At 72.0% G+C, this 26,262-nt stretch carries 30 protein-coding genes; 13 read left to right on the top strand and 17 right to left on the bottom strand.

Features of this window, described 5'->3' with window-relative positions; genetic code table 11:
* Positions 1-45: 45 nt before the first annotated feature.
* A complete protein-coding gene (locus tag HT134_RS14105) occupies positions 46-825 on the top strand; it encodes an SdpI family protein (protein WP_175600783.1) in 780 nt (259 codons plus the stop codon).
* Positions 826-830: 5 nt separating this feature from the next.
* Here HT134_RS14105 and HT134_RS14100 read toward each other — a convergent pair whose 3' ends face one another.
* From HT134_RS14100 to HT134_RS14075, 6 genes are all read right to left on the bottom strand, one after another.
* Positions 831-1,883, bottom strand: a complete 1,053-nt coding sequence (locus HT134_RS14100) for a Gfo/Idh/MocA family protein (protein ID WP_175600782.1) — start codon at positions 1,881-1,883, stop codon at positions 831-833.
* Positions 1,884-2,140: 257 nt separating this feature from the next.
* On the bottom strand, positions 2,141-2,596 hold the full coding sequence (locus HT134_RS14095) for a nuclear transport factor 2 family protein (RefSeq protein WP_175600781.1): 456 nt from the start codon (positions 2,594-2,596) through the stop codon (positions 2,141-2,143).
* Complete coding sequence (locus tag HT134_RS14090; RefSeq protein WP_217707811.1) at positions 2,593-3,738, bottom strand: NAD(P)/FAD-dependent oxidoreductase; 1,146 nt, start codon at positions 3,736-3,738, stop codon at positions 2,593-2,595. Before HT134_RS14090 ends, HT134_RS14095 begins: the two co-directional genes overlap by 4 nt.
* Positions 3,739-3,740: 2 nt before the next feature.
* Positions 3,741-3,932, bottom strand: coding sequence for a ferredoxin (locus HT134_RS14085; protein ID WP_175600780.1), 192 nt, complete (start codon positions 3,930-3,932; stop codon positions 3,741-3,743).
* A gap of 29 nt (positions 3,933-3,961) precedes the next feature.
* Positions 3,962-4,846 carry a pyridoxamine 5'-phosphate oxidase family protein gene (locus HT134_RS14080; RefSeq protein WP_175600779.1) on the bottom strand — a complete coding sequence of 295 codons (885 nt, stop codon included), beginning with the start codon at positions 4,844-4,846 and terminating at the stop codon, positions 3,962-3,964.
* A 62-nt stretch (positions 4,847-4,908) separates the two neighbouring features.
* The gene (locus tag HT134_RS14075) at positions 4,909-5,361 is read right to left on the bottom strand and encodes a VOC family protein (RefSeq protein ID WP_175600778.1); all 453 of its coding nucleotides are present in this window, start codon (positions 5,359-5,361) and stop codon (positions 4,909-4,911) included.
* Between the two features lie 159 nt (positions 5,362-5,520).
* On the opposite strand from HT134_RS14075, the gene HT134_RS47615 reads away from it, so the two are divergent.
* Positions 5,521-6,117, top strand: coding sequence for a CGNR zinc finger domain-containing protein (locus HT134_RS47615; protein WP_175600777.1), 597 nt, complete (start codon positions 5,521-5,523; stop codon positions 6,115-6,117).
* A 98-nt stretch (positions 6,118-6,215) separates the two neighbouring features.
* On the opposite strand, the gene HT134_RS14065 is transcribed toward HT134_RS47615, so the two are convergent.
* The 3 genes from HT134_RS14065 to HT134_RS14055 form a co-directional block, all read right to left on the bottom strand.
* On the bottom strand, positions 6,216-7,919 hold the full coding sequence (locus tag HT134_RS14065) for a SulP family inorganic anion transporter (RefSeq protein ID WP_175601124.1): 1,704 nt from the start codon (positions 7,917-7,919) through the stop codon (positions 6,216-6,218).
* Positions 7,920-7,987: 68 nt separating this feature from the next.
* On the bottom strand, positions 7,988-8,347 hold the full coding sequence (locus tag HT134_RS14060; protein ID WP_175600776.1) for an ArsR/SmtB family transcription factor: 360 nt from the start codon (positions 8,345-8,347) through the stop codon (positions 7,988-7,990).
* The gene (locus tag HT134_RS14055) at positions 8,344-8,586 is read right to left on the bottom strand and encodes a hypothetical protein (RefSeq protein WP_175600775.1); all 243 of its coding nucleotides are present in this window, start codon (positions 8,584-8,586) and stop codon (positions 8,344-8,346) included. The genes HT134_RS14060 and HT134_RS14055 overlap by 4 nt, the downstream gene beginning before the upstream one ends.
* A 222-nt stretch (positions 8,587-8,808) precedes the next feature.
* Between HT134_RS14055 and HT134_RS14050 the strand changes: the two genes are divergently transcribed.
* The 6 genes from HT134_RS14050 to HT134_RS14025 all read left to right on the top strand — a co-directional run bounded on the left by HT134_RS14050 (position 8,809) and on the right by HT134_RS14025 (position 16,989).
* Positions 8,809-10,161: a leucine-rich repeat domain-containing protein gene (locus HT134_RS14050; RefSeq protein WP_175600774.1), complete on the top strand. Its 1,353-nt coding sequence runs from the start codon at positions 8,809-8,811 to the stop codon at positions 10,159-10,161.
* 171 nt (positions 10,162-10,332) lie between these two features.
* Positions 10,333-10,890: a dihydrofolate reductase family protein gene (locus tag HT134_RS14045; protein WP_175600773.1), complete on the top strand. Its 558-nt coding sequence runs from the start codon at positions 10,333-10,335 to the stop codon at positions 10,888-10,890.
* A 430-nt stretch (positions 10,891-11,320) separates the two neighbouring features.
* Positions 11,321-12,187, top strand: coding sequence for an FG-GAP-like repeat-containing protein (locus HT134_RS14040; RefSeq protein ID WP_217707810.1), 867 nt, complete (start codon positions 11,321-11,323; stop codon positions 12,185-12,187).
* 144 nt (positions 12,188-12,331) lie between these two features.
* Positions 12,332-16,201, top strand: coding sequence for a hypothetical protein (locus HT134_RS14035; RefSeq protein ID WP_175600772.1), 3,870 nt, complete (start codon positions 12,332-12,334; stop codon positions 16,199-16,201).
* Positions 16,202-16,213: 12 nt separating this feature from the next.
* Positions 16,214-16,570, top strand: coding sequence for a hypothetical protein (locus HT134_RS14030; RefSeq protein ID WP_175600771.1), 357 nt, complete (start codon positions 16,214-16,216; stop codon positions 16,568-16,570).
* Positions 16,567-16,989, top strand: coding sequence for a hypothetical protein (locus HT134_RS14025; RefSeq protein ID WP_175600770.1), 423 nt, complete (start codon positions 16,567-16,569; stop codon positions 16,987-16,989). The genes HT134_RS14030 and HT134_RS14025 overlap by 4 nt, the downstream gene beginning before the upstream one ends.
* On the opposite strand, the gene HT134_RS14020 is transcribed toward HT134_RS14025, so the two are convergent.
* From HT134_RS14020 to HT134_RS14010, 3 genes are all read right to left on the bottom strand, one after another.
* Positions 16,982-17,164 (bottom strand): hypothetical protein, encoded by a 183-nt coding sequence (locus tag HT134_RS14020; RefSeq protein WP_246364386.1) that lies wholly within the window; start codon positions 17,162-17,164, stop codon positions 16,982-16,984. The genes HT134_RS14025 and HT134_RS14020 overlap by 8 nt on opposite strands.
* Before the next feature lie 312 nt (positions 17,165-17,476).
* The gene (locus HT134_RS14015) at positions 17,477-17,794 is read right to left on the bottom strand and encodes a hypothetical protein (RefSeq protein WP_175600769.1); all 318 of its coding nucleotides are present in this window, start codon (positions 17,792-17,794) and stop codon (positions 17,477-17,479) included.
* Positions 17,795-18,006: 212 nt separating this feature from the next.
* Positions 18,007-19,095, bottom strand: coding sequence for a flavin-containing monooxygenase (locus HT134_RS14010; protein ID WP_312888120.1), 1,089 nt, complete (start codon positions 19,093-19,095; stop codon positions 18,007-18,009).
* 57 nt (positions 19,096-19,152) lie between these two features.
* Here HT134_RS14010 and HT134_RS14005 point away from each other — a divergent pair, with 57 nt between their 5' ends.
* Positions 19,153-19,491 (top strand): ArsR/SmtB family transcription factor, encoded by a 339-nt coding sequence (locus HT134_RS14005; protein ID WP_217707809.1) that lies wholly within the window; start codon positions 19,153-19,155, stop codon positions 19,489-19,491.
* A gap of 23 nt (positions 19,492-19,514) precedes the next feature.
* On the opposite strand, the gene HT134_RS14000 is transcribed toward HT134_RS14005, so the two are convergent.
* Positions 19,515-20,093, bottom strand: a complete 579-nt coding sequence (locus HT134_RS14000; protein ID WP_175600768.1) for a sigma-70 family RNA polymerase sigma factor — start codon at positions 20,091-20,093, stop codon at positions 19,515-19,517.
* A 55-nt stretch (positions 20,094-20,148) separates the two neighbouring features.
* The gene (locus tag HT134_RS13995; RefSeq protein ID WP_175600767.1) at positions 20,149-20,298 is read right to left on the bottom strand and encodes a hypothetical protein; all 150 of its coding nucleotides are present in this window, start codon (positions 20,296-20,298) and stop codon (positions 20,149-20,151) included.
* 302 nt (positions 20,299-20,600) lie between these two features.
* On the opposite strand from HT134_RS13995, the gene HT134_RS13990 reads away from it, so the two are divergent.
* The 4 genes from HT134_RS13990 to HT134_RS13975 are packed head-to-tail and all read left to right on the top strand — an operon-like array spanning position 20,601 to position 24,574.
* On the top strand, positions 20,601-21,914 hold the full coding sequence (locus HT134_RS13990; protein WP_312888119.1) for an FAD-dependent oxidoreductase: 1,314 nt from the start codon (positions 20,601-20,603) through the stop codon (positions 21,912-21,914).
* Between the two features lie 5 nt (positions 21,915-21,919).
* Entirely contained in the window at positions 21,920-23,164 is a 1,245-nt protein-coding gene (locus tag HT134_RS13985) for an MFS transporter (RefSeq protein WP_312888118.1), read from the top strand.
* A 31-nt stretch (positions 23,165-23,195) separates the two neighbouring features.
* Positions 23,196-23,543: an ArsR/SmtB family transcription factor gene (locus HT134_RS13980; RefSeq protein WP_175592014.1), complete on the top strand. Its 348-nt coding sequence runs from the start codon at positions 23,196-23,198 to the stop codon at positions 23,541-23,543.
* Positions 23,540-24,574 carry an ArsO family NAD(P)H-dependent flavin-containing monooxygenase gene (locus HT134_RS13975; protein ID WP_175600765.1) on the top strand — a complete coding sequence of 345 codons (1,035 nt, stop codon included), beginning with the start codon at positions 23,540-23,542 and terminating at the stop codon, positions 24,572-24,574. The genes HT134_RS13980 and HT134_RS13975 overlap by 4 nt, the downstream gene beginning before the upstream one ends.
* 37 nt (positions 24,575-24,611) lie before the next feature.
* Here HT134_RS13975 and HT134_RS13970 read toward each other — a convergent pair whose 3' ends face one another.
* From HT134_RS13970 to HT134_RS13960, 3 genes are all read right to left on the bottom strand, one after another.
* On the bottom strand, positions 24,612-25,016 hold the full coding sequence (locus tag HT134_RS13970; protein ID WP_175600764.1) for an arsenate reductase ArsC: 405 nt from the start codon (positions 25,014-25,016) through the stop codon (positions 24,612-24,614).
* Positions 25,017-25,134: 118 nt separating this feature from the next.
* The gene (locus tag HT134_RS13965; protein WP_175600763.1) at positions 25,135-25,848 is read right to left on the bottom strand and encodes an MIP/aquaporin family protein; all 714 of its coding nucleotides are present in this window, start codon (positions 25,846-25,848) and stop codon (positions 25,135-25,137) included.
* Positions 25,845-26,204 (bottom strand): ArsR/SmtB family transcription factor, encoded by a 360-nt coding sequence (locus HT134_RS13960; protein WP_175600762.1) that lies wholly within the window; start codon positions 26,202-26,204, stop codon positions 25,845-25,847. Before HT134_RS13960 ends, HT134_RS13965 begins: the two co-directional genes overlap by 4 nt.
* Positions 26,205-26,262 lie beyond the last annotated feature (58 nt).

The following is a 26,262-nucleotide window of genomic DNA, read 5'->3' as shown; positions in this document are numbered from 1 at the left end:
GCTGTTATCGTCGATCGTGGAGCGCCGGGAAGTCTGGTCGGCAACGTGACATCGGACCGGACCCTGGAGGTGCCCATGACGGACGACCGCATGCCGTCCGCCCACGGCGGAGACCGCACGCCCCACAGCGCTCCCGCCCTGATGAACACCCGCCCCACCGCGATCGGCGCCGCCCTCCTGCTCGCGGGTACGGCCGCCCTGTCGCTGTGGGCGTGGACCCGCATCCCCGACGACGCCCGCTTGCCCGTGCACTGGGGCGCCTCGGGCAAGCCCGACCGGCTGGGCGGCAAGAGCGAGGCGCTGATCACGCTGCCCGTCGTCATCCTGGTGCTCGCGGCCGTCCTGGTCGTGCTGCCCCTCGTCGTGCCCGACCGCCGGCGACTGGCCGCCTCCGCGCGCGGCTACAACACCATCGCGATCGGCGTGCTCGGCCTGCTGGCCGGCATCCACGCGGCCTCGGTGCTCGGCGCGGTCACCGGAGGCGTCCCCCTGATGAGAGTGGTGGGCGTCGCGCTCGGGGTGTTCACCGTGGTCATCGGAAGGGCTCTGCCCTTCCTGCGGCCCAACGGGATCGCCGGCTTCCGCACCTGGTGGACGCTGACCGACGAGCGGTGCTGGGTGCTGACCCACCGGTTCGGCGGCCGCCTCTTCACCGCCGTCGGCGCGGTCCTGACCGTCGCGGCGTTCACCGTTCCGGAGGCGATCCTCATCCCTCTCGATCTGACAGGCATCGTCGGCGCGAGCGTCATCGCCTCGATCTACTCCTGGCGCGTCCGGGACACGACCTCACCGGCCGCGGGAGGCGGCGGCACGGGCGGCAGGTGAACGCGTCACGCCCCGCCACCGATCCCCTCGATCTCGGACATGGTCACGGGCCGCCGTTCCGCCCGCGACAGCTCGCACGCCTCGGCGACGCGGAACGCCTCCAGCGCGTCGCGGACCGTGCACGGGGAGGGCCGCTCGCCGCGGGCGACGGCGGCGAAGGCCGCCAGCTCGGCCTGGTACGCCGGGAGGAAACGCTCCATGAACGACGACTTGCGCGGGCCGCGCGGGAAGTCGACGCCCTCCTCGGCCGAGCGCATCGCCAGCGAGTGGTCCAGGCCGACGGCGATCGCGCCCTTCTCGCCATGGACCTCCATGCGCACGTCGTGGCCGCCGCCGTGGTAGCGGGTCGAGGAGATCAGCGCGATCGTGCCGTCGTCCAGGGTCAGCAGGGCGCCGCCGGTGTCGACGTCGCCGGCCTCGGCGAAGAAGGCCGCGCCCTTGTTGGCGCCCGTGGCGTAGACGGTGGCCACCTCACGCCCGGTGACGAACCGCAGGATGTCGAAGTCGTGCACGTTGCAGTCGCGGAAGATGCCGCCGGAGGTCGGGACGTAGGAGGCGTGCGGGGGCGCCTGGTCGTGGGTGGCGGCCCGGACGGTGTGCACGAACCCGAGCTCGCCGGAGGCCACCGCGGCCCGCGCGCGCCGGTACCCGGCGTCGAACCGGCGCTGGAAGCCGACGTGGACCGGCACCCCGGAGCTTTCGGCGAGGTTCGCCAGTTCGATGGTCTCCTTCAGGGTGGCCGCCACGGGCTTCTCGCAGAAGACCGGCACCCCGGCGGCGACGGCCTGACGCAGCAGCGGCGCGTGCCCCGGGGTGGCGGTGGCGATCACGAAGCCGTCGACGCCCGACGCGATCAGGGCATCGGCGTCCGGCGCCACCCGGATCCGAAGCGCGCCGGCGACGCGCCCGGCCGGCCGGGACCCCAGCTCGGCGGCGACCCGTTCCGCCGCCCGCAGGTCGGCGTCGGTCACGACCAGCTCGTGGACGTCGACGAGAGCAGCCAGAGTCCCGGCGTGGAAGGCGCCTATCCTGCCCACGCCCGCGAGCCCGATCCGCATGCGGCACCCCGCCCGTTCGCGTCGTTGGATCGTCACTCACCGGGCCGGCCCTGGGCGGGCGGCCTCGGCGATGCCCCGAGACTGCCTCGCGACGGCGATGGAGTCAAGTATTTGTCCTGACATCATGACGATAATCGCGTCTGCTCGCCGCCGGTCCTCCGCGTCCACTCCAACGGACTCGTGTGACGGACTGGTCGCTCTGTCGGTAGAGGCGCGGCGTCGGCAGAACCTGCGCGGCCGTGGTGCGGAACGCTGCGCTAGGCGAGCGGCAAGGACGCGCCGTGTTCGCCGGCCGGGCGCGGGCCGAAGATGCGTCGTTGTCCGGCAGTGATCCGGAGGTCGTTGATGCTGGCCTCGCGCCGTCGCATCAGCCCGTCGGCGTCGAACTCCCACAGCTCGTTGCCGTAGCTGCGCCACCATTGTCCGTCGGCGTCATGCCATTCGTACTGGAACCGAACGGCGATCCGGTCGTCGGTGAACGTCCAGAGCTCCTTGCGCAGCGCGTAGTCGAGCTCCTTCCTCCACTTGCGGGTCAGGAAGTCGACGATCTCGTCGCGGCCGGTGACGAACTCGTCGCGATTGCGCCAGACGGAGTCCGGCGTGTAGGCGAGTGCCACGCGCTGCGGGTCGCGGGTGTTCCACGCGTCCTCAGCGGCCTGGACCTTGGCCAGAGCCGTCTCGGCGGTGAAGGGCGGGACAGGTGGGCGGGTCATGCGTGCTCCTTGGTCAACAGGTGGCGGTAGGTGGTCAGCCGGCGCAGGAAGCCGGCGGTCACCGCACCGACCACCCGTCCGTTGTGGTGGTATTCGGCCAGGAAACGGCCGTCGGGTTCGTGAGCGAGCAGCCGTAGCTCGTATCCGGCACCGGTGAGCCCGACGGATCTGAGCCGGTGGCCGTACAGGTCGCACCAGAACGAGGGCACCGGGTCGTAGCGGTCGGCGATGCCCAGCAGCGCCCGTACGGCGTGGGCGCCCTGTTCGACGGCGTTGCTGTAGTGCTCCACTCGGATCAGCTCCCCTCCCAGCATGGCGGACGGCCATCGGGCGACGTCTCCGGCGGCGGCCACGCGCGGCGCGGCGAGCCCGTGCCGGTCGACGACGACGCCGCCGTCGAGGCGCACGCCGCTGCCGTGGAGCCACTCGACCTGCGGCTCGGCGCCGAGAGCCGCGACGAGCAGGTCGGCGGCCAGCACCGTGCCGTCGTCCAGATGTACCCGTTCCACCCGGCCGGCGCCGGTGACGGCGCTGACACGGCGGCCGAGCCGCAGGTCGACGTCGTGGGCGCGGTGCAGGTCGGCGATGATCGCGCCGACCTGCTCGCCCAGCGGGCGGCGCAGCGGCACGCGGTCGGGCTCCACCAGGGTGACCGGCACGTCCAGGGCGCGCAGGGTGGCCGCGACCTCGGAGCCGAGGAATCCCGCTCCGGCCACGACCACGCGGGGACGGCCGGCGAGCGCGTCGCGCAGGGTCCGGGCGTCGTCGAGGGTGCGCAACGTGACCACGCCGCGAAGGCCGTCGGCACCCGGCAGGGTACGGGGACGTACTCCGGTGGCGATCACCAGGGCGTCGAACGGGACGGACGGCAGCGCTCCGCGCAGCAGCCGGCGGCCGGCGAGGTCGAGGCCGGTGGCGGCCTGGCCGAGCAGCCAGGTCACGCCGAGTTCGCCGGTGCCGGGGAGGGCGACGTCGGCGTCGTGGTCGAGGAGGTAGTCCTTGGACAGGGGCGGCCGCCGGTAGGGCCGGTGCGACTCGGCGCCGACCATGCTGATCTCACCGTCATGGCCGAGGCGGCGGAGTTCTTGTGCGGCGGACAGCCCGGCGAGGCCGGCGCCGGCGATCGCGATGCGGCCCGGCACGATCAGTCCCCGTCCAGGAAGATGGCCTGTACGGGGCAGGCACGGGCCGCCTCCTCGATGGCGGGCCGCAGCGCGTCGGCGGGCGTGGCGTCGTACACCAGCTCGTCGTCGTCGTTGAGGGCGAACACCTCGGGAGCGGCGAACACGCACTGGGCGTGGGTCTGGCACAGGTTCATGTCGACACGGACGCGCATGGTTCTCTCTCAGGTCTGCTGGATGGCGGTCAAGCGGGGTTGAAGCGGGAGTATCTGCCGAAGGACCACCGTTGCGGGACCGCGCCGACGACCTGGATCGCCTTGTCGACCTCGAAGTCGATCAGCCGCTGCGCCCCGGGTACGGTGGCCGCCCGGTCCGGGTCCCAGTCGACGCGGGCGCGGCCGGTCAGGTGGAGGGTGTGGCCGTTGTCCCAGTCCAGGAACAGCAGTCCGCAGCGCGGCTCCAGCTCCAGGTTGCCCAACGTCATGTACATCGAGTTGCCGACATAGTCGGGCCAGGTCAGCCGGCGGCTGCCGGTGACCGTGACGAAACCGGGGTTGCCGCCGCGGTGTGAGGCGTCGGCTCCCAGCCCCTCCGCGTACGTGCCGATGAAGAACGTGTCGGCCGCGGCGATCCACCCCTGCTGCTCGGCGGTGAGCTCGCCGGTGACCTGCGCCGGCCCGCGGGCCGGGGGCGAGTCCTCGGTGTGGGCGCGGGTCTGGATGTACTTCGGGCAGTTGGAGTACACCTGATCCGTGCGTACCAGGAGCTGACTCCCCTGGCGACGGGCGCGGCCGTTGACCCGCATCCGTCTCCGCGCGGCCGGCTCGATCATGAGCATGCCGACCTGCCGCTCGACGTCGAAGAGGTCCGCGAGGGGATCGCCGGCGCCGGGCAGCCGGTCCACGACGACGGTGCGCTCGTCGGGGGCGGTGGCGAAGCCCGGCGGGCCGGTGAGCACACTCGCCCATGCCGCTCCGGTCTCGTCGGCGGCCGCCAGCACCACCAGGCGCTGCTGGCCGAGGAACTCCGCGGCCACGGGCGGGATGGTCACCCCCACCCCGGCCGATCCCCAGCCGTCGACGGTCAGGCCGGCGCGGCGCTGTATGGCGTGTTCGCCTCGGTGAAGCATGGACGGTCCTTTCCGTCGCCGGCCCGGGCCGGGCGGTGCGGCCCGGGCACGAGGGGCGTTGGTTAGAAGAAGCCGCAGGTCGGTGCGCCCTGCGTGGGCGCCGGTGCGGTGTCGGCGCCGCTGGGCGCGTAGATCTCCAGGCGGATGCCGTCCGGGTCGGTGAAGAACACGCCGCCGGAGGACGCCCCCTCGCCGTGCGGGACGATCCCGTCGTAGAGCGGCTGCACGCCGAGTTCGCGCAAGGTGGCCTCGGCCTGGCGGACCGCCTCGATGTCGGGCACCTGGAACGACAGGTGGTGCAGGCCGGGCCGGTCGACGGGGAAGGCGCCGCCGCTCTGCTGCCACAACGTGACCAGCAGCTTGCCGTCGCGGCCGAGGAAGGCGAACTGGCGCTCGCCCTCGGTCTTCTCGCTCAGGACCTCGAAGTCGAAGATCCGGCGGTAGAAGGCGGTGGAACGTGCCAAGTCGGTCACGTTCAGGCCGATGTGCCCGGTCTGCAGGGCCGGTGTGCTCATGCGAAGTCTCCAGATGTCAGAGCGGAGGGGATGTTGACGGGCATGGCCGCCCGCCTGCCACGAGCGCTGTTTCTTATGGCTCGGCGCCACGTGGACCATTAGAATATGCCCGACGGTATATAACGGTGTCAACCTGGAGGTAGCGTTAGAACTGTGAACGTGGCACAGCTAGCGGGTGGCGGAGCCCCGCTCCTCGGCGAACCGCCGTCCATCGAGCTCGGCAACACCGCGTACGCGGTGAGGGGCCGCCGCAAGGAGGGCCTGCAGAGCGTCGAACACCTGGCCGCGTGGCTGCGCGACATGCGCCCACGCCTGGCGGTCGCGCTGTCCGACGCCGACATCGAGGGGGTGACCGAGCACGACCTGCACCTTGCCAGGGAGCTCCGGGAGGTCGTCCGGGCCTGCGCCGCCGCGACCGTGAACGGGCGTGAACTCGACGCCGACATGGTGGCGATCCTCAACCGTCACGCCGGCCAGACCCCGCGCTGGCGCGAGTTGCGCACCAGCCCTCAGCCGCACACCACGGTGTGCGCCGCGGGCCGCCCCGTCGCCGCCGCGCTCGCCGCGCTGGCCGAGGACGCCATCGACCTCTTCGCCGGACCGCTGCGTCACCAGCTGCGCGCCTGCCACGGCCCCGGTTGCATCCTGCACTTCGTCGCGGGCACGCCACGGCGCGAGTGGTGCTCATCCGGTTGCGGCAACCGGGCGCGAGCCGCCCGCCACTACGCGAAGGTGCGGCAGGAGAACGGCGGCTGAGCCGGCGCCTTCTCGACGACGGCGACTTCGGGGCTCGGAATCTGGCGGGCGCCTGATCGCGGGCGGTGTGGTCGGGGCCGGCCCGTCTGCTGGTGTGGTCAGGGCCCGCCGGGCGGGGCCGCGGGCGACGCGCTGGGAGCCGCGGGGATCGACGCGCTGGGGGCCGCGGGGATCGGCGTGCCGGGAGCGGCGGGCAGGATCCCGGTGTGGTGAAGGTGGTCGCGGGCGGCGGCGATGGCCTGCGGGGTGGTGGCGAAGACGTGCCCCGCCTCGTCGAGGCGGGCGATGGCGCCCACGGCGTACAGGGGCTGGTGGTGACCGTCCCTGATGCCGGAGATGTAGACGGTGATGCCGCGCCGCTGCAGCCGGGTGATCGCGTCGGCCAGCACCAGGGCGCCGCTGGCGTCGACGGTGGTGACGCGGGACATGCGCAGGACGACCACCGACACCTCGGCCACCTCCGACAGCTGCAGCAGGAAGCGGTGCGCGGCGGCGAAGAACAGCGGCCCGTCCAGCCGGTAGGCGACGATGTGCTCGGTCAGCAGGGCGTGTTCGGCGTCGGTGTGATCGCCGGGCAGGTCCGGGCGCAGCGGAACGGCCTCCAGGCGCACGTCACGGGCGATCGCACGCAACGCCAGGGCGCCGGCCACCAGCAGGCCGAGGATGACGGCCTGGACCAGGTCGAGGGCGAGGGTGGCCAGCGCGGTCAGCACGAGCACGAGGGCGTCGCCCCGGGTGGAGCGCAGCATGGCCGCCACCGAGCCGACCTCGACCATCCGGATCGCGGTGGCCAGCAGCACCCCGGCGAGGGCGGCCAGCGGAATCTTGGCGACCAGGCCGGCCGCGGTGAACACGATGAGGCCCAGGACGGCCGCATGAACCAGGGCGGCCAGCCGCGAGTGGGCGCCGGAGCGCACGTTGACCGCGGTACGGGCGATCGCGCCGGTCGCCGGGACGCCGCCGAACAACGGCGCGACCAGGTTGGCCAGGCCCTGGCCGAACAGTTCGCGGTCAGGGTCGTGCCGGTGATTGACGCTCATGCCGTCGGCGACCGCGGCCGACAGCAGCGACTCCAGGGCGGCCAGCGCGGCCACCGCCACGGCGGGGGCGATCAGCGTGCCCAGCGCGGCGGGGTCGAGGAAGGACAGCGAGGGGGCGGGCAGCCCCGCGGGGAGCTGCCCGATCCGGGCCACCGGCAGCCCGGCCAGCTCGGCGGCGAGGGTGGCGGCGGCCACCGCGATCAGGGAGAACGGCACGGTGGGCCGCCAGCGGGCCCCGGCCAGCATCAGCGCGGCCACCGCGGCGGCCATCGCCGGCGCCGCCCAGCCGCCGGGGTGGGCGGCGAAGCCGAGCACGGCCTTCCAGGCCACCACGACGACCTTCTCGCCGCCGGGGGCGGGCACGCCGAGTGCGGCCGGGATCTGCTGCAGGCCGATCACGCAGGCGATGCCGAGGGTGAAGCCCTCCACCACCGGGGCCGGGACCAGTGTCATGTAGCGGCCCGCCCGGGCCAGCGCCAGTGCGAGGAGCATCAGCCCGGCCAGTACGCCGACGGTCAGCACGCCGGAGGCGCCGTGCTCGTGCATGATCGGCACCAGCACCACGGTCATCGCCCCGGTCGGGCCGGACACCTGCAGCCCGGATCCGCCGAAGACGGCCGCGATCGCCCCCGCCACCACGGCGGTGGCCAGCCCGGCGGCGGCGCCCAGGCCGGACGAGATGCCGAACCCGAGCGCCAGCGGCAGCGCCACGATGGCCACCGTCAGCCCGGCCAGCAGGTCTCGGCGCGGGCGCCGGGCCATCGAGGCCAGCTCGGCGCGGCCGGGCAGCAACGCGCGCAGGCGGTCCCAGCCCGCTCCCCTGGCGGCGGTCACGAGGCGTGGTCCCCTGACCGTTCACCCTGATCGGCCAGCAGCTCGCCGAGCAGCTCGTGCTGGCCGGTCAGCTTCTCGGCCAGCAGCTCGCGGGCGGCGCGCAACAGCCCGGCCACCTTCCGCCCGGACAGCGCGTACACCACGGTGGCGCCGTCGCGCTGCGCGGTGACCATGCCCGACCGGCGCAGCACGGCCAGATGCTGCGACAGCCCGGTCGGCTCCACCTCGATGGCGGCCAGCAGGTCCCGCACCGGCATCGGCCCGTCCTGCAGCAGCTCCAGCACCCGGATCCGCACCGGATGGCCCAGCAGCCGGAACAGCTCGGCCTTGGCCTCGTACAGCGGCACCGAGTTCATCCGGCCGCCTCCCCCGCGCGCTCAGCCTGGGAGCCCTGCGCAGCGCCCGCCTGGGCGCTGCCCTCGATGGAGGGCAGCTCGACGGCCACCGCGTGCGCGCGGGCCAGCCGCTGAACGTCCTCCCACTCGGCCTCGGCCACCAGGCGCGCGTGCGCGTCGTCCCCGCGACGCGCCGCCTGCACCTCCTGCCACGCCAGACGGGCCCGTTCCCGGACCGCAGCAGCCAAGGCCGTGCCCATGCCACACACCTCCACCAGCCCGTGACCAGCGCCGCCAGGGCGCCTACCACAGTGAGCAATTACGCATCTTCGCAATTACGATACCGCACGACGCACACCTGCTCGCCGCAGCGGGCGGCCGGCCGACCGGCCTCGCCCCGCGCGAGTGCCGCCTCGCGTTCGACGGAGAAGTACGGTCACTTCCCCGGAAATCGTCGCCTCCGCTCTCTAGGGTCTCGTGGCATGATCCAACCCACTGATCTGACCGACCTGCGCGCCAAGCTGGCGACCGTGTCTTCGGAGAACGCGTGGAAGGCGGTCCGGCGGCTCGCGCTGGGCAGCCGGGACGGTGACGCGCTGGCCCTGGCCGCCGACTACGCCGAAGTGGCCAAGCCGTCCACGGACAAACTGCTCAAGCTCTGGTCCGAGGCGCTCGATCCCGACGGCTTCGCCGAGCACGTGCTCGCCCCGGCCTTCGAGGCCGAGGGACGTACCGAGCTGGTGCTGCGCAGGCGGGGCTCGCTCACGGGGCTGCGCCACCTGACGATGCTGGAGAGCCTGACCCTCGACCACTGCACGACACTGACGGACCTGTCCGAGCTGGCCGCGCTGACCGGGCTGCGCGCGCTGGAGCTGGACGGCTGCGCGACCGTCAGCGACCTCCAGCCGCTGTCCGGGCTCACCGGGCTGAGCAGCCTCCTGCTCCGCAACTGCCGCCAGGTGGCCGACCTCTCCCCGCTGCTCGGCCTGCGCCGCCTGCGCCGGCTCGACCTGCGGGGCACCGCGATCGCGAGCGTCGCGGGGGTCGGTGACGCGTTCCCCGACCTCGAAGAGCTCGACCTGAGCGGCTGCCGCTTCATCGACGACGTACGCGGCCTGTCGGGGTTGAGCCGCCTGAGAGAACTGGACCTGAGCCGCACCAGGATCACCACCCTGGAGGGACTGCGTGACCTCGGCTCGGTCACCGAGCTGAGCCTGCACAGCACCCGCCTGACCGGCCTCGACGGCATCGGCGTCATGACAGGGCTGGAGAGGCTCTGGCTCGGCGGCAGCACGAAGGTGAAGAGCCTCGACGGCCTCGGACACCACCCCCGGCTCACGGCTCTCGGCCTGCCGCCCTCGGCGCTCCCCGACCTGCGCCCGCTGTCGCGGCTGCCCGCGCTGGAGCAGTTGACCATCGACGGGGACCAGCGGCTCACCTCGCTCGACGGGCTCGAAGGGCACCCGTCGCTCGAGACGCTGCACCTGGCCTACGCGGAGGACCTGCGCGACTTCTCGGCGCTCACAGGCATGCCCGCCCTGCGTACGCTGACGTTGCAGGGCCTGGAACAGCTCGCCGACCTCACCCCGTTCTCGGGGCTGCTCCACCTGGAGGAGCTCCACGTGGCCTACACCGACGAACTACGCACATTCGGCGACGTCGAGCGCCTGCCTTCCCTGGGCAGGCTCGACCTCGACTCCTGCTCCGGGCTGAGCGACCTGGGCACGATCACCGGCCTCCCGTCGCTCAAGGAGGTGCGCGTGTCGCGCTGCCCGGCACTACCGTCCGACCTCGTCGACGACCTGAGAGTCCGCGGCCTGCTCGTCGCGGACTGAGTGACAGCACTCGCGGACCGGAGGGCCCGGGTGACGATCAGCTGCTCGCGAGCGGCACCCGGATGTGGCCGACAAGCGATGAGTTCACCGACGGCCGGCGGTCCAACCATCCGGAAGGCATGCACCGCTTGGGACCGTCCCAGCGCGAGAAGCACCACATGGAGGCACCACATGCGCAAGTTGATTCTGGGTTTCTACGTCTCGCTGGACGGCAAGAGCGCTGACGCGGACAACGGGATCCGGGACGTCATGATGAACATCGACGACCCGAAGCAGGAGGAGTACTTCGTCAGCCGGCTGTGGGAGGCGGGGGCCTTCCTCATGGGCCGCAACACCTACGAGATCATGGCCGGATACTGGCCCACCTCCGACCACCCCTCCGCCAAGGCCATGAACGACATCCCCAAGGTCGTCTTCTCCCGCACCCTGACATCGGCCGACGAATGGCCCGAGACCCGGATCGCTGGCGGTGACACGGCGGAGGAGATCGCCAAGCTCAAGGCCGAGCCCGGCAAGGACCTCGTCGCCGCCGGCGGCACCAGGTTCATGCACTCCCTGATCCGGCTCGGTGTGGTCGACGAGTACCGGCTGTGGGTGCTGCCCGCCGTCACCGGCAGGGGCGCGCCGCTGTTCCCGGAGCTGGATCAGGCCGTGAAGCTGCGCTTGGTGAAGAGCACGGCCTTCCCGTCCGGGACCCTCGAGCTGGTCTACAGGCCGGCCGACACGTAAGACCCGGCAGGCGCCTGCCTAGCTCCACAAGACTCAAACAGCAAAGAGGGCGAAGCGGCGATTTAGTCGGCTTTGCCGGATTGTTTCGTCCAGAACCGTCCCCGCGCATTCGAGGCCGGCCGGTGGTTTCCGAAAATGTTCGGAAGCGTTCGAGGGCGCCCGGTCCTCCCGGTCACGCATGGATCGGAACAGCACAATGAGCTGCAGCAACGAACACTGCTGGTTCTGCTGTGTCGTCCATGGCGTCTCCGCTTCGCGGAGCCCTTTGATGTCGCCGGCTTTGAGCAGGCAGGGGTAGCGACTCGCTCGGCACGGAACCGGCCGCCAGGCCCGCCACCTGGCCGAACTCCCCGCCACGTCGCCGTCCCGCCCGGGCCCGGCCGAGCAAAATAACAGAGCGCGTGCTCTAAAATTGTGTATCTTTGTCAACGTGTCTCGACTGTTCAGATCCTTACGCTGGGCGCCCGTCCGTACCAGAACGCCGGCGGCGCTGGCTCTGCTCACCGTCCTGGGCTCGCTGCTCACCGCGCCCGCCGCGTCCGCCACGGCGGGCGCGCCGATGCTGCCCCTGTTCGTACGCAGGGCGAGCGACGGCCACCTGCTCGCCTACGAACCCAAGGGCAGCGGCGGGTGGCAGAACCCCGTTGACCTCGGCGGCGGCTTCTCCGCGGCGACCGCGATCCTGCGCGCCACCACCTCGGAGAACGGCACCGGCAACGACCTGTTCCTCCGCCTGGGCGGCGAGCTCTACTACACCGCCGAGCGCGGCACCTCCACCATGCCGGTCGCCTCGAACATGGACGCCTACAACCTGATCATGACCCCGGGCAACATGGGCAGCAGCCCCTCGCCCGACATCGTCGCGCGCGACACCGCCGGCGCCCTGTGGCTGTACCCGGGCCGGTCCGACGGCGGCCTCGCGAGCCGCGTACAGGCCGGGACCGCCGGTTGGAACGGCATGAACGCCCTGGCCGGCTACGGCGACTACACCGGCGACGGCAAGAACGACCTGCTGGCCAGGACCACTGCCGGCACCCTCTACATCTACCCGGGCACGGGCGGCGTCACCGCCGGCCAGGTCCTGGGCGACCGCGTCAGCGCGGGAACCGGCTGGGACACCTACACCGCCCTGGTCTCCACCGGCGACAACAACGGCGACGGCAAAGCCGACCTGATCGCCCGCGACTCGGCCGGCGCGCTATGGCTGTTCAAGGGCACCGGCGTCGCCTCGGCGCCGTTCGCCACCAGGGAGAAGATCGGCAACGCCGGCTGGAACGCCTTCAACGCCTTCTTCTGATCGCTCCCCTCTCCCCGCGCCCACGGCTGAAAGCTGACCATGCTCACCAACGCCTCTTCCTCGCGCCGTGCCCGGCGCCCTCTCTCAGGACGGCTGCGCGCCACCGCCGCGGCCTTCACCTCCAGCGCCGTCATGATCGCCGGCGTGCAGCTCGTCCCTCTGGCCGGTGTGGGTCCGGCGGCCGCCCAGGCCGCCGAGTACGACCTCGCGCACGCCGCGTCGGTGCGCGCGGCCCAGTGCCTGCTCACCACCGTGCAACGCAAGGGCGGCCAGGCCATGAAGGCCGTCGCCCGCGCCGGGCTGGGCGGCAGCGACGACGTCCTGCTGCGCAACGCCGACGACGAGCACTGGTCCGACCCGCCCACCCCGCTGCACACCGCCTTCGACCAGGACGACGAGCGGATCGAGGCCAAGCTGGACGAGCTCAACGACCGGCCCGACGTCTGGGAGCAGTCGCTGCTCCTCCCGCCCCCGAAGGGGTACACGGACGCCGCGTTCCAGACGATCAAGGAAGCGGACAACCCCTTCCACAAGGTGGGCCTGTCCTCCTGGCTCTTCGACCAGTCCTGGCAGTCGGAGGACGACTTCTACGCCGACCAGACGCCGCAGGCGGCCAAGGAGTCCGTGGACGCGGCCAAGAGGATCGCCGCCGAGCGCTATCCCGAGGACGGCGACGACGACGAGGCGTGGGACGCATGGGAGGACATGACCTTCATGCACCCCATGTACGCCGACGACGCGCGGGCGTTCCTGGAGCGCGGCGGGTTCGCGGACAGCGCGCCCGATCCGGACAGCATGGAGTTCCGGGTCGACGTCGAGAACCTCAAGGCCCGCTACGCCTCCTGCACCACCGCCAACCCGCCGGACCCGCACCACGTGCTCGGCGCCGAGTTCGCCGCCGCCTCGCAGGAGTGGCAGCAGGAGGTCGACGGCCAGCGCGCCCAGCGGGACACCATCCTCAAGGAGGAGGCCGAGGCCGCCGCCGACCTCCAGGTCGCCTCCCAGGCTCTGGGCGAGGCACTGGGCCAGTCGATCATCGCGAGCCGGTTGACCGAGTGGCAGGCGTACTGGCTCAAGCAGTCGCCGGACGACCTGTCGTACCCGAGCGCGGCGCAGTTCGCCAAGGTCAAGACCGACATCGTCAACACGCAGGCGATGGCGCTCGGCCGGGTGTACACGGCCGGGCGGGCCGCGCAGTCGGCGCAGCGGCACGCCGCCGCCGCCGTCACGGCCCAGCAGGCCGCGCACGCGATCGCCGACGCCGCCGGACTGCCCCGAGGCCGGGGTCTGCTGTACGGCCAGCAGGCGGTGCAGGTCACCCGGGCCTCGGCCGCGGCCGCGCTGGCCGTTGCGAAGGCGACCGAGACGGCGGCCAACGCCACCAGGGCCTCCGCCGCGGACAGCAAGACGCTGATGGCGCTGGCCGAGACGCAGGCGCACGCGTCGCGGGCGGAGTTCCGGCGGATGGCCGCCGAGGAGGCGGCCGCGCAGGCCAAGGCCGCCGCCGAGGGCGCGGCGGCGCAGGCGGCCTTGGCGGCGGAGAACGCGGCCAAGGCCAAGAGCGCGCAGGCCAGGGCCGAGGCCGCCGAGCAGACGGCGAAGGCGGCCGCGGCCGACGCCCGCGCCAAGCGGCAGATCGCCGAGGCCGAGCGCGACAACGCCAGGGCACAGAAGGAGATCGCCGCCAGGGAGCAGGCCAACGCCGCCGCGGCGGAGAGCACGGCCCAGAGCCAGCGGCAGGTCGCAGCCTCAAGGCTCGGCGACGCGCGGGCCGCCGGTGCCACCGCCGCGAGCAAGATGGACGACGCGGTCGAGGCGGAACGCAGGGCCACCACCGCGCGCAGCGACGCGCTCGCCGCGGAACGCCGGCGCGACATCCTGGCCGCGCAGGCGGCGGCGGCCGAGGCACAGGCCGCGGCGGACGAGGGAACGGACGACGCCGCCGCTTCCCGCGCCGCCGCGACCCAGGCGCGGTCGGCCGCGACCGCCGCGACGACCGCCGCGACCAATGCCCGCGCCGCCGCCGACCAGGCCACCGCGTCCGCGGTCGCCGCGCGCGAGGCGGCCACGCGCGCCGAGGCGTCGGCGGCCCGTGCCCGCTCCGCCTCCGACGCGGCCCAGCGCGACGTGGCGATCACCAGCGCGGCGGTCATGAAGGCCCACGCGGCGGCGGCCGACGCCATCAAGGCCTCGTGGGACGCCTCCATCAACGTCCGCGACGCCAAGGCCTACGCCGACACCGCCAAGGCCAACGCGGTCAAGGCCAGGGCCGACGCCGTCGTCGCGCGCAAGGAGGCCGACGCCGCGCACGTCAGCGCGGTCAAGACCGCCGGGTTCGCCTACGCCACCGCCCAGGCGGCGCTCGCCGCCCGGGACTCGGCCGCCCAGGTGATCAAGCCGGCCAACGACGCCATCGAGCTGGGCTCCCCGTACAAGGAGACCGACGCCTCGGCAGGCCTGGCCGTGCTGACCGCGCAGGCGTCCAAGACGCTCGCCCAGCAGCAGGCCGCCGTCGCCCAGGCCAAGGCCACCCAGGCGCAGAAGGCCGCGACGGAGGCCGCGACGCTGGCGGAACAGGCCTCGGCCGACGCCAAGGCGGCCGCCACCGCGGCCTCCCAGGCGGCGGGCTCCGCGGCCAGGGCGGCGGCCTCGCTCGCCCAGGCCCAGGCTTCGGCGGCCGAGGCGAAGACGGCGGCCAAGGCGGCGGTGGAGGCCGAATCCAACACCGTCGAGTACGACCGCCAGGCCACCGCGGACGCGGCGGCGGCCGCGTCGGCCGCCGACGCCGCCGACGAGTACGCCGGCGAGGCCCGTGATTCGGCCGACGAGGCCGAGCGGGACGCCGCCTCGGCCCGCGCGGCAGCCGGCGCGGCCGAGAACGACGCGGCCACGGCCCGCGACGTGGCCACCCAGGCCGAGGCGGACGCGACCGCTGCCGAGACCGCCGCCGCCAACGCCCGGCAGGCGGCCAAGGACGCCCAGGACGCCGCCACCCGCACCGAGGAGGCCAAGGAAGCCGGCGACCTGGCCGACCAGGTGGCGGCCAACGCGAACGTCCTGACGTGGTTCGAGTTCAACGACAAGGGCTACATCGAGCCACTCAGCGACTGCGTGGGCACCGGTGGCTGCGACATCAGGCTGCACGTGCATCTCGAAGGCACGGTCTACTACATGCTGCTGTCGGGCTGCCAGGTCTCCTCGGACGGCTCCTGCACGGGCTCGTACTTCCCGCTGGGGGACGAGCCGTTCACCCGCGACTACGAGACGACCCGGCACTTCACCCAGCAGGAGCTGATGGCCGGCGCGCTGCGGAACCTGGTGAAGATCATCACGCACGACTTCACCGAGTGCGCCAAGGCCAAGGTCGGCAACTGCGCGATGGCGGCGACGTTCTTCATCCCGCCGGAGAAGATCGCCGAGGTCGCCCGGAAGATCATCGCCCTCCAGACGGCGATACGTTCCCGAATAGGGTTCGACGCCGCGCTCGAAGCGCTGAGGGCATCGGTCGCCGGCGGCGAGGTCGCGCCGAAGGCACTGACGACGGCGGTGGCCACCTTGGAAGGCTTCACCGGAATGACGGCCACCGGCACGAAAAGCGAGCAGTTCGCCAAGCTGGCGCACATCGCGGACCTGGGCTTCGACTCCGTGCGCGGCTTCCGGGCCGACGAGGCGGCGTCCGCCATGCTGTTCGAGGCGCAGTCGAGTGTCAGGCTCAGCCGTTACAAGCCGCCCGCGCCCGAGCCCGGCCAGCCGACACCGCCCAGTCCTGACTGGGTCGGCTCCGACGGATTGCGGTATGACGCCATGGGGCGCAACCTCACCCCGGCGATTTTCGCCGAGCACTGGGCGGGCAACGGAGGAAACCTGAAGGCGACCATCGCCAAGCATGTCGCCAAGGCCGACGTGACGATCTTCGACGTGTCGAAACTGGGGGCCTCCGAGCTCGCTACGCTCAGGGCCTACTACCAGGAGATGGGCTGGTCCAGCAAGGTCTCCTTCGTCGGTGTCCACTGAGGGGTGGTGCGCATGAGCAGGGACATCAGTGTGTCGGCGGAGTACGTCTGGCCCGCGTCCACGGGCCTGTCCTCGTGGGTGGTGGACCACCTCAAGGAACGGGTCCACGACGAGTCCGTCTGGTCGTACGCCGACCGGGCCGGTTTCGAGGAGTTGCACAACTTCCGCGTGTACGAACTGCCGGAGCCAGGCCGCCACGAGGTGCTGCGGGTCCTGGCCGAGGAGGTCCCGGCGGCCTACGGCGCGTGGGCGCGGGAGCGCGGCCCGCGGTCCGAGGCGCACGTCGCCGGCGAGGTCCATCATCTGGAGATCCTGGCCATGATGGCCGTCGAGGTGCTGCGGGAGCTGGACCAGAGGAGCGCGGAGTGAAGCTCTACAGCATCTCCCTCTCCCCCGAATACAGCTGGCTGATGTACTCCGGCTCGGAGCCCATGTTCGGCCTGCTGCTGGCGGTCCTCCGCGAAGAGGTGCCGGGGCTCGGAGAGCTCACCGTCGTGCCCCGGCACGACGGTCCCGGCGCGGCGGGCCTCCACCTCAACCTGCTGACGTTGCCGCCCGGCCAGTACCGGGCGGCGCTCAGGGTGCTCGCCGACCAGGCGGTCCTGAGGGCGCGGAAAGAGCTCTACGGCGGCGAGTTGTCGTCCGCCTACGAGAGACGCGGCGGGTCGGCCGACGGCCGGATCGAGGCGCTGGGCGACATGAAGACCGTGGCGCTGATCGCCAGGAACGTGCTGGCCCGGATGGCCGAGGACGTGGCGGAATCCGGCGACGGGAAGGGAGTCACCTGAGCTGAGACCCGCGGCCGTCCTTGCCCGGACGAGGACGGCCGCCGGGTCGGCTCTCCAGGGCGAGGACCAGGCGGCGGGCCGGGCCGGTGTTGCGCCGGTGGCCGATCCGGTGGACGGCCAGCTCCAGCGCCTCCCGCCGGCCCACCAGCACCACCCACGCCTTCGCCCTGGTCACCAGCGTGGCGAGGAGCTTGCGGAAAGCTTCCGCTGCGCATCGGTCAGGTCCGAGGGGTAGCGATCCGGGGCATCGGGGGGGACGTCGTCGCGGTCCTGACAGCGGAGTCGGAGTACCTCATATGCCTACGGTCCTCCGAACACCCGCCCTTGGGCGCGACAAGCTTGTAGATCCGAGGGTCGACGGGGTTGTCCGTGGCGAAGTCGGCCTTGAATCGAAGCTCGTCACGCGCGTGGAGATCGCAGACGGTGAGGTGCTGCCGGTCGGTAACCTTACGCAGCACACGAGCCCTGCCAGCGGTTTTCTCCGCAGTCAGCGCTCTCCGGGGAGATCAACGATGGCGAAGAGATCAGCGTCCTGCTGCTCGGCCCCTGCCCGTGGAACGTGGATGACCTGGACCCGATGTCCGGCCTGCAGCTCATTGGGCGCCTGCCCTGGCTTGAGCGCCAGGCCGACCCGGCCCTTCCCCCGAGCGAGCCCGTCCCCATCGCCGGCGCTCATGACGCTGGTGAGCAGACTGCCGGGTAACACCGTCACCCTGGCCTCCTCCATCGCCTCCAGCGGGAAGGTCCGTCCCGCTCCCACCCGCTTCGTGACCCTGATCACCGAGACACGGTCGTCGGCACGCATGACGAGCAACGTCGCCCCCAGCGCTCCACCCAGGATCAGCAGAACGGCCAGCGAGGCAAGCCCTGGTCGCCGCTGGCGCGTGAGTGTCGGGAGACTCCGCTCCCCAGCCGACGTCAGAGGCTCACGCGCACGTCCATCGACCCGAAGAGTGACCGAGAGACAGGGGCGCCAGGAACTTCATCCACAGGCATGAAAACTTCCGCCGGGCGCTGCTACACGCCCGCTCGGACGCGGCGCGAGAGCAGGCGGCTCGTGAGCTTGCCGATCAGGTAACGGGCGTCCCGGCCCACTCCGCGCAGGCTGTTGGAGGCCGGATTGCGCTGCCACTCCAGGCCGAGGAAACCGAGTCCGGGGTGCGTGGCGGAAAGGCCGCGGTCATGGTGCGGGTAACCGTGCTCGTTCAGCACCTCGACCCCGTTCAGGTAGTTCAGGTGAGGCCTGTAGCCGGTCGCCAGCAGCACGACATCGACGTGCTCGCGATCGCCGTCGGCCCACACGACGTCCTCGCCGTCAAAGCGCGTGAACATCGGGCGCCGGTCGACGCGCCCCTCACGCAGCGCCTGGCGATAGCTGCCTTCGTCCAGGACGGGTCCGGTGGGCGGGGTGGTGACCAGGCGGGCGGGCAGGCGGTCGAAGCCGGTGACCTTGAACCAGAAGTGCACGTCCTTGCCCAGAGGACGCTGTTCGAGGAAGCGGACCGGTTCGCGGGTGGCCAGCGTCACCGTGGCTGTCCCGGCGAGTTCGCAGGCGATCTGGACGGCGGAGTTGCCGGCGCCGACCACGACGATCCGCTTGCCTGCGTACGGCTCCGGGTTCTTGTAGTCGGCAGCGTGCAGGATCTTCCCGGCGAAGCTCTCCCGACCTTCCAAGTGGGGCATGTGGGGGTTGGCGAACGAGCCGGTGGCGGCGATCACGCCGGGCGCGTGCAACGCGGTGTCGTCGGCGAGCCGTATCGCGAAACCCGCGTGGTCGGCCTGTACGGCGGTCACGCGGGCGCCGGTGCGGATCTGCACGCCCAGGCGGGCGAGGTCGCGGGCATAGCGTGTCAGGTACGCCACGACCTCGTCGCGGTGTGGATGGCGGTCGGGGTCGCCCGGGAAGGCCATGCCGGGCAGCGAGCTGTAGCGGGCCGGGGAGAACAAGGTGAGGCTGTCGTAGTAGCGCGGCCATGAGCCAGTGGCCTGCTCGCCCGCTTCCAGGATGACGGGGCTGAGCCCGGCATTCAGCGCGGCGCGGGCGGCGGCCAGGCCGGACTGGCCGCCGCCGATGACAGCGACATCGAACACGTCTGTGGTCGTCACGGCGAGATCATATCCTCAATTCCAGAAGTGACAATATGATGCGACCGAGGTGATGCTATGACCATGAGTACGGACGGGGTCGAGCTGACCGAGGCGGCGCGCGGGTTGCTCAAGGCGCTGGCCAGCGACACCCGCCAGCAGATCCTGATGCTGTTCGCCGGTGGGATCGAGCTGACGGTCAACGAGGTCGCCGAGCGCATGAGCCTCGCCCAGTCGGCCACCTCCACCCATCTGGCGACCTTGCGCGACGGCGGGCTGCTGACCTCACGGCGGGAATGGAAGACCGTCCACTACCGGGCCGACCCGGCTCGCATCGGAAAGGCGTTGAGCGACCTGCAGGTCTCCTTGCAGGCATGCTGCCCGCCCACCGACTGCTCCTCGGATGCCTGCGGCTGATCCCAGGCCAGGCCTCCGGCCGGTCAGCCGCCGCACGGGCATGGGCCCGCCGGGCGGACGGCGGACACCGTTCCGCCGGCGTTCATGGAGACCTCGCAGCACTCCAGCAGAAGCGAACGCAGCCGCGCCCGAGCCCGCTGGATTCGCGACTTCATCCCGGGCAGCGACACGTCGAGCCGGTGGGCGGCTTCAGCCTGGGTGAGCCCGCCGTAGTCGACCAACTCGATCGCCCGGCGATCGCGCTCGGACAGTCGTGCCAGCATCGGCGCCAGACATCCGGCCAGTGCCGCCAGCTCTCCGGGTTCCGAATCGCCCGCGCCCAGGCTGCGGTCGAACGCGGCCCGAGTGAGCGCCCGACCGCTGCGCACGGTCGCCCGCTGATGGTCGATGATCGCGTTCCGGGCGATCCGGTAGGCCCACGCGTCGAGGCGTTCGCTGTCACGCAGCGTCCCCGCGCTGCGGCTGATGCGCAGCAGGACCTCCTGCACGACGTCCTCGGCGTCGTCGTGCCGGTCGATTCGCCGGGCGACGAAGGCGACCAACCGGGCGCGCATCTGGGCGACGGCTGCCGCGGTGTCGCCGGCCGACGATGTGGTGCCCATGAACGACTCCTGTCATGCGGCCCGGGCCGGCGCTGGCCGGCCCGGGGCGTTGGTGTCACCGGCAGGCGCAGGTGTCGGGCGCGGCCTCCGCGGAGCTCTGGGCGCCGCAGCAGTCGCCCTTCTCCTCCGGTGCGCAGCAGGTTGTGAGGGCGGTGGCCGAGCAGCAGGCCGCGGCGGCCTCGGGGGCGTTCTCTGTGGCAGACATGGCTGATCCTCCGTTGCGAAACGACGTACTCACCTAGGCAGACGTCGCGTCGGCGAGATGGATGCACCCTCTGATTCGATCCATACCTAATTTGACATCCCTCTAATCAGGGTGCCACACTCCGAGCTACTTAGACCTACTTCAAATCAAGCGCCACCCACTGGCCGGTCCGATCCAGGAGGAAGATCATGAGTGGTGGATGTTGTGGCCCCGCGGCCGTTTCCGTGGAGCAGCCCGCACCGCAGGTCGGGGCTGCCCCCCAGCCGCGTGACCTTGCCCCTCGGCTCGGCGACCTCCCCGTCGTGGTGATCGGGGCAGGTCCCGTCGGACTGGCCGCCGCCGCACACCTGGCCGAGCGCGACCTGGACTTCGTCGTTCTGGAGGCGGGCGAGCAGGTGGGCGCCTCGGTCGCGCAGTGGGGCCACGTGCGTGTGTTCAGCCCCTGGAAGTTCAACATCGACGCCGCCGCCCGCCGGCTGCTGGAAGCCGACGGCTGGACGGCGCCCGATCCCGACTGGCTGCCCACCGGCGCCGAGCTGATCGACGACTACCTCGCTCCGCTGGCCAAGCTCCTGGGCGATCGCGTACGTACCGGCGCCAAGGTGAGCGCCATCAGCCGGCTCGGATACGACAGGGTGCGAACGCACGGCCGCGAAGACACCCCCTTCCTGGTCCGCCTGGACAGCGGCGAGGAAATGCGGGCCCGCGCGATCATCGACGCCTCCGGCACCTACAACACACCCAACGTGCTCGGCGCCGGCGGCATACCCGCCCACGGCGAGGACACCGTCTTCGTCGACCACGCCCTCCCCGACGTGCTGGGCTCCGACCGCGAGCGTTATGCGGGCAAGCATGTCCTGGTCGTCGGCGCGGGTCACTCGGCGGCCACCACGCTGCTGGCCCTGGCTCAGCTGGAGGACACGCGGATCATCTGGGCCATCCGAGCCGGCGGCGCCGCCCGGACCTACGGCGGCGGCGCGGCCGACGCGCTCCCGGCGCGCGGCGCGCTCGGCACCCGCCTGCGCGCGCACGTCGAGTCCGGCCGCATCACCCTGCTGACCGGCTTCTTCACTCACTCCATCACGACCGACGGCCAGCAGGTAACGGTGATCAGCCGCGACCCGTCCGGAGCCGAGCAGGCCGTGGCCGTCGACGCCATCGTCAGCGCGACCGGCTACCGCCCCGACCACTCCATCGCCTCCGAACTGCGCCTGGACCTGGACCCCGTCCTCGGCTCCACCCGGGCCCTCGCCCCGTTGATCGACCCGAACGCCCACTCGTGCGGCACCGTGCCCGCCCACGGCGTCGACGAGCTCGCCCACCCCGAGGCCGGCTACTACGCCGTCGGCGTCAAGAGCTACGGCCGCGCGCCGACCTTCCTCATGGCCACCGGCTACGAGCAGGTCCGCTCGGTCGTGGCCGCGCTCGCCGGCGACTGGGAGGCGGCCCGCGACGTGCAACTGGAGCTGCCCGAGACCGGCGTGTGCTCCTCGAACCTCGCCGAGGCGCAGGAACAGCGGGTCGGCCTGGCCACCGGCATCAGCGGCGGCCTGCTGTCCACGCCGTTGCCGCTGGTGGAGGTGTCCGCCTCCGATGGCGGCGGCTGCTGCGGCTGAAGCGCGTGAGCGTGATCTCCTCCCGCAGCCAGGCCGCCACCCCCCAGGGTGGCGGCCTGCGGCGCGCCAATCGATTCCGCCGCGGCCGGCGGATCGTGGCCGCGCTGGCCATCACCCAGACCATCGGCTACGGCGTGCTCTACTACGCCTTCTCCGTCTTCCTCACCCCCATGACGCGCGATCTGCGCGCGAGCGGTACCCAGGTGGCCGCCGCGCTCACCCTGGCCGTGCTGACCACCGCGTTGTGCGCGCCGCTGGTCGGTCGCCGGCTCGACCACCACGGCGGGCGGGCGCTGATGAGCGCCGGTTCGGTGCTGGCCACGCTCGCCGTCCTCGGCTGGTCCCAGGTCACCAGCCTGCCTCAGCTGTACGGGGTGTTCGTGGCCATCGGCGCGGCCTCGGCCATGGTGCTGTACGAGCCGGCCTTCGCCGTCGTCATCTCCTGGTTCGACGGGGACGAGCGGGGGCGGGCCAACGCGCTGCTGGCGCTGACGGTCGTGGCCGGATTCGCCTCATCGGTCTTCCTGCCGCTGGCCGGGCTGCTGACCGAGGAGTACGGCTGGCGCCGGGCACTGCTCGTGCTGGCCGGCCTGTACGGCGTGACGGCCATCCCCCTGCACGCCCTCGTGCTGCGCGGACGACCCCGCACCGCCACCGCTCCGGCCGAGTCCACCCGGCGGGCGGCCCTGGTCAGGGCAGCGGTGCGGGCTCGGCCGTTCTGGCTGCTGGCCGCCGCGTTCACCGCGCACGGCGGCGCGGTGGCCACGATCGCCGTGCTGCTGGTGACCTACCTCGTCCGTCTCGGTCACCCGCCGGTGTTCGCCGCGACCGTCGCCGGACTGCTGGGCGTGCTGTCGGTCACCGGCCGGCTGGTCTCCACCGGCCTGCGACATCGCTGGCCGGCCGCCCCCGTCGCCGCCACGATCTTCACTCTCCAGGGGCTGGGCGCGCTGCTGCTCCCCCTGGCCGGCACCACCGCGCCCGGCGCGATCGCCTGCGTGCTGCTGTTCGGGATCGGCTTCGGCGTCGGCACCATCACGCTGCCCCATCTGCTGGCCGAACGCTACGGCACCACCGCCTACGCCAGCCTGTCCGGCCGCATCGCCATGTTCTCCGTCGCCGACAAGGCGCTGGCGCCGCTCGGCGCGACCGCTCTGGCCCAGGCCGCCGGGTACGGCTGGGTGATGGGCGCCGTCGCGCTGGTGTGCGCGATCGCCGCGTTCGCCCTGCTGGCCTACCATCGCCTATAATTTCGATGAATTTCGAATCAGGGAGGGTTGGATGACCGCGGTCACGATCCAGTGCTGCGCCCCGATCGCGCGTGAACCGCTGTCGGAGAGCGACGCGGCCGACCTGGCGGTCATGCTCAAGGCGGTCGCCGACCCGGTACGGCTGCGCCTGCTGTCGATGATCGGCTCCCACGCGGGTGGGGAGGCGTGTGTGTGCGACCTGACCGACGCCTTCGACCTGACCGCACCCACCATCTCCCACCACCTCAAGGTGCTGCGCACAGCCGGGCTGATCAGCGGGGAGCGGCGCGGTACCTGGGTGTACTACCGGATCATCCCTGAGGCGGTGAACAGGCTCGGCGCCCTGTTCACCCCGCTGGCCGAGCCCGTCTCCGCGTGACGCGCCTGGTCGACGTCCTGGTCATCGGTGGCGGCCAGGCCGGCCTGGCCGCCGGCTACTACCTGCGCCGGGCCGGAGCCGACTTCGCCATCCTCGACGCCCAGGACCACCCCGGCGGCGCCTGGCGGCACGCCTGGCCGTCGCTGCGGCTGTTCTCCCCCGCCCAGTACAGCTCCCTGCCCGGCCGCATGATGCCCACCCCGCCCGGCGGCGGCTACCCGAGCGCCGCCGACACCGTCGCCTACCTGACCGACTACGAGCGCCGCTACGACCTGCCCGTGATCCGGCCCGTGAAGGCCCACGCGGTACGGCGCGGCGACGAGCGGCTGACGGTCGAGACCGACGCCGGCACCTGGCGGGCCCGGATCGTCATCAGCGCCACCGGCACCTGGTGGCGCCCGTACGTCCCGCACTACCCAGGCATCCGAGACTTCCAGGGCGAGCAGCTCCACACGGCCGGCTATCGCGGCCCCGAGCCGTTCCGCGGCCGACGCGTGCTGATCGTCGGTGGCGCCAACTCCGCCGCACAGATCCTGGCCGAGGTCTCCACCGTCGCCGACACCACCTGGGCCACCCTGCGCCCGCCCCGCCTGCTGCCCGACGACATCGACGGCCGAGCACTGTTCGCCCTGGCCACCCGCCGCATGCGGGGCGGAGGCGGCATCGGCGACCTGGGCGACATCGTCGCCGTCCCACCGGTCCGCGAGGCCCGCGACCGCGGCGTCCTGAAGGCCGAGCCCATGTTCAGCCGGATCACTCCCGAAGGCGTCTCCTGGCCCGACGGCACCGGCCTGGCCTGCGACGTGATCATCTGGTGCACCGGCTTCCGCCCGGCCCTCGGTCACCTGGCCCCGCTGCGGCTGCGCGAGCCCGGTGGCCTCATCGCCACGGAGGGCACCCGCGCCGTCGGCGAGCCCCGCCTGCACCTGCTCGGCTACGGCGACTGGACCGGCCCGGCCTCCGCCACACTCATCGGCGCCGCTCGCACTGCCCGGGAGACGGTCAAAGACGTCGTGTCGCAGCTGGCATGATCACGCTGGATCACGGTCGGACACCGGCGAAGTCGTGTCATCGTGCGTCCAGCTCGGAGATGAGTTTCTCCACACGGTCACGGATCTCGTCGCGGATCGGGCGGACGGCTTCGATGCCCTGCCCGGCCGGGTCGTCGAGTTTCCAGTCCTCGTAGCGCTTGCCGGGGAAGATCGGGCAGGCGTCGCCGCAGCCCATGGTGATGACGACGTCGCTGGCCTGGACGGCCTCGGAGGTGAGGATCTTGGGCTGGGCGGCGGTGATGTCGATGCCGACCTCACGCATGGCCTCGACGGCGACGGGATTGATCTGGTCGGCGGGCGCGGAGCCGGCGGAGCGGACCTCGATCCGGTCGCCGGCCAGATGGGCGAGCCAGCCGGCGGCCATCTGGGAGCGTCCGGCGTTGTGCACGCAGACGAACAGGACGCTGGGCTTGTCACTCATGAGCAGGTTCCTTCCGGCTGGTTTCATCTTCAGGCGGGGGATGGCGGAGTTGTCGGGCAGGCAACTGACGCGGCGCTCGATCTCGTCGTGGATGGCCCGCGTCTACAAGCCGCGCGGGTCACCGTGAGTCTGGATGCGGGATGACCGGCTCAGGTGTGCCCGCCGCAGGCCGACCGAACAGGCCATGCACCAGCACCAGGCCCACCACCCCACCGATCAGCTGCGCGAGGATGAACCCGGGCAGCGAGGCCGGGGCGATGCCGGCGAAGGTGTCGGAGAATGCCCGGCCGACGCTGACCGCCGGGTTGGCGAAGCTGGTCGACGAGGTGAACCAGTACGCAGCACCGATGTACCCACCCACCGCCAGCGGGGCTGCCGCCGTGCGACCCGAGCGGGCGAGAGCGAAGATCACCAGCACCAGGCCCGCGGTCGCGACGAGCTCGCCGAGCCACAGGTGCGCGCTCGCCCGGTCAGTGGTGGACCAGGTGATCGCGGGCTTGTCGAACATCGCGTTGGCCAGCACCGCCCCGGCGATGCCGCCCAGCACCTGGGCCACGACGTAGCTCGCCAGTTCGCCCGCCGTCAGCCCGACGCCGCTCTGCCGGCCTTGCCACCAGTCGGCCAGTGACACCACCGGGTTGAAGTGGGCGCCGGAGACCGGGCCCAGCACGACGATGAGGACCCCCAGCCCGAACACGGTGGCGGTGGAGTTCTCCAGCAACTGCAGGCCCACGTCGTGCGGGGACAACGTCTGGGCCATGATGCCCGACCCCACGACCACGGTCACCAGCAGCGCGGTGCCGAGGAACTCCGCCAGCAGACGGCGCCTCATCCGGCCACCTCGGCGGAGTTCTCAGCGGGTACGGCCAGCAGGGCCGACAGCTCGGCGAGCCGCTCAGGCACGACCCGGTAATACACCCACGAGGCGCGACGTTCACTGGTCAGCAGGCCGACGTCCTTGAGCACCTTGAGATGGTGGCTGATCGTCGGCTGCGCCAGCTCGAAGGCATCGGTGATGTCGCACACGCACGCCTCGCCGCCCTGGTGACCGGCCACGATGGAGACGATCCGCAGCCGCACCGGATCACCGAGCGCCTTGAACGCCCGCGCCAGGCCCACCGCCTGCCCTTCGCCCAACGGGCGGCGCGCCAGCGGCGGACCGCACTCCGATACCTTCAACGCATCCATGAGCATCAATATTGACAGGCATGGATATCAGCAGAGTGACTGAACGATGAACGGCAGA

It is taken from the genome of Nonomuraea rhodomycinica (assembly GCF_013363995.1).
Taxonomy (GTDB): Bacteria; Actinomycetota; Actinomycetes; order Streptosporangiales; family Streptosporangiaceae; genus Nonomuraea; species Nonomuraea rhodomycinica.
Note: the sequence above shows the minus strand (reverse complement) of the source record. Positions and strands in the feature narration are given on the sequence as shown.

Coding starts and splice junctions, on each gene's coding strand:
- HT134_RS14100 (WP_175600782.1), bottom strand. CDS start 1,883: ATGCGGATCGGGCTCGCGGGCGTGGGCAGGATAGGCGCCTTCCACGCC.
- HT134_RS14075 (WP_175600778.1), bottom strand. CDS start 5,361: ATGAGCACACCGGCCCTGCAGACCGGGCACATCGGCCTGAACGTGACC.
- HT134_RS14030 (WP_175600771.1), top strand. CDS start 16,214: ATGAGCAGGGACATCAGTGTGTCGGCGGAGTACGTCTGGCCCGCGTCC.
- HT134_RS14065 (WP_175601124.1), bottom strand. CDS start 7,919: ATGGCCCGGCGCCCGCGCCGAGACCTGCTGGCCGGGCTGACGGTGGCC.
- HT134_RS13965 (WP_175600763.1), bottom strand. CDS start 25,848: ATGAGGCGCCGTCTGCTGGCGGAGTTCCTCGGCACCGCGCTGCTGGTG.
- HT134_RS14085 (WP_175600780.1), bottom strand. CDS start 3,932: ATGCGCGTCCGTGTCGACATGAACCTGTGCCAGACCCACGCCCAGTGC.
- HT134_RS14055 (WP_175600775.1), bottom strand. CDS start 8,586: ATGGGCACGGCCTTGGCTGCTGCGGTCCGGGAACGGGCCCGTCTGGCG.
- HT134_RS14080 (WP_175600779.1), bottom strand. CDS start 4,846: ATGCTTCACCGAGGCGAACACGCCATACAGCGCCGCGCCGGCCTGACC.
- HT134_RS14095 (WP_175600781.1), bottom strand. CDS start 2,596: ATGACCCGCCCACCTGTCCCGCCCTTCACCGCCGAGACGGCTCTGGCC.
- HT134_RS14015 (WP_175600769.1), bottom strand. CDS start 17,794: ATGCGTGCCGACGACCGTGTCTCGGTGATCAGGGTCACGAAGCGGGTG.
- HT134_RS13980 (WP_175592014.1), top strand. CDS start 23,196: ATGACCGCGGTCACGATCCAGTGCTGCGCCCCGATCGCGCGTGAACCG.
- HT134_RS14000 (WP_175600768.1), bottom strand. CDS start 20,093: ATGGGCACCACATCGTCGGCCGGCGACACCGCGGCAGCCGTCGCCCAG.
- HT134_RS14060 (WP_175600776.1), bottom strand. CDS start 8,347: ATGAACTCGGTGCCGCTGTACGAGGCCAAGGCCGAGCTGTTCCGGCTG.
- HT134_RS13960 (WP_175600762.1), bottom strand. CDS start 26,204: ATGGATGCGTTGAAGGTATCGGAGTGCGGTCCGCCGCTGGCGCGCCGC.
- HT134_RS14005 (WP_217707809.1), top strand. CDS start 19,153: ATGACCATGAGTACGGACGGGGTCGAGCTGACCGAGGCGGCGCGCGGG.
- HT134_RS14045 (WP_175600773.1), top strand. CDS start 10,333: ATGCGCAAGTTGATTCTGGGTTTCTACGTCTCGCTGGACGGCAAGAGC.
- HT134_RS13970 (WP_175600764.1), bottom strand. CDS start 25,016: ATGAGTGACAAGCCCAGCGTCCTGTTCGTCTGCGTGCACAACGCCGGA.
- HT134_RS14050 (WP_175600774.1), top strand. CDS start 8,809: ATGATCCAACCCACTGATCTGACCGACCTGCGCGCCAAGCTGGCGACC.
- HT134_RS13995 (WP_175600767.1), bottom strand. CDS start 20,298: ATGTCTGCCACAGAGAACGCCCCCGAGGCCGCCGCGGCCTGCTGCTCG.